The organism is Thiolapillus sp. (genome assembly GCF_048562965.1).
GTDB lineage: Bacteria > Pseudomonadota > Gammaproteobacteria > Chromatiales > Chromatiaceae > Thiolapillus > Thiolapillus brandeum_A.
The window spans coordinates 1-957 of sequence record NZ_JBHNMF010001043.1; the positions used below are offsets into that span (position 1 = coordinate 1).

Genomic DNA, 957 nt, shown 5'->3' on the forward strand with positions numbered 1-957 from the left:
CGTTCGGAGGCCTACTTTGTTTTCCCTCTGGCGCAAGGCACGCCGGGAAAACAGTGCGGCCTCGCGGCTACTGGGGTCTACCAGCCTTCGCTTCGCTCTCCATGGCTGGCAGCGGATGATGCCCCTTAGTGCTTCCTTACCCTGTCGCCATCGTAATCGGTGATCCAGACATTGGCACCATCAAAGACGGTATCTACAGGACGATAGCCCAGCGGGAAAGTACCGACCTCGGACAGGTCACGGGTACGGAACAGCGTCACGCTGCGCCCTTCGTAGTTGCTTACCCACACCAAGTCGCCATCGAACACCAGATCTTTTGGCTGATCACCTACATTGAACTCACCAAGATTCACGAGACCGGGGCCTGCCACAGTGACGGTATCGTGCGCCTCATTGGTGATCCACATATTGGTTCCATCAAATGCCAGCGCCCAGGCTCCTGCTTCACTCAGATAAAAGAAACTGCCGCCCCCATTGGGGTTTGAAGCGGGTAACACCGCAACTGCCGCAGCACCTGTTGTGGCCCACATGCTGGTTCCATCGAAAGCCATTTCGAGTACGCGGTTACCGGGTGAGCCCGCCACTTTGTATTTTTCCTGTCCTGTAGCTGCTTCGATCACCCGAACACTGCCATCGCTACTTGATACCCACATGTTCTTGCCATCAAATGCAATTGCTCCTGGACCTGGAACAGAGACATCCTGAAAAGCAAAAGACTGGAAATCCCTGACACGCACCAAGCGTACTGCATTCGCTCCCTGGCAGGAAACCCACATATACTCTCCATCGTAGGCGAGCCCGGCAATACCTGCGCATACGGTGGAAAACGTAAAGGTGGGGTAACTACTCACCCCTATCAGCATAGAGCTGTCCCGAAAAGGCCATTTGAATGGCGACCAGCGGATTGTATCCCTGATTTGCCATGGTCTGCAGGTAACTGGAGATGCGGCAATAGGC

1 protein-coding gene is annotated in these 957 nt (G+C 55.0%); it reads right to left on the reverse strand.

The window, feature by feature from the left end:
• Window positions 1-125: 125 nt before the first annotated feature.
• Window positions 126-863, reverse strand: coding sequence for a hypothetical protein (locus ACOCD2_RS22150; RefSeq protein WP_293653521.1), 738 nt, complete (start codon window positions 861-863; stop codon window positions 126-128).
• Window positions 864-957 lie beyond the last annotated feature (94 nt).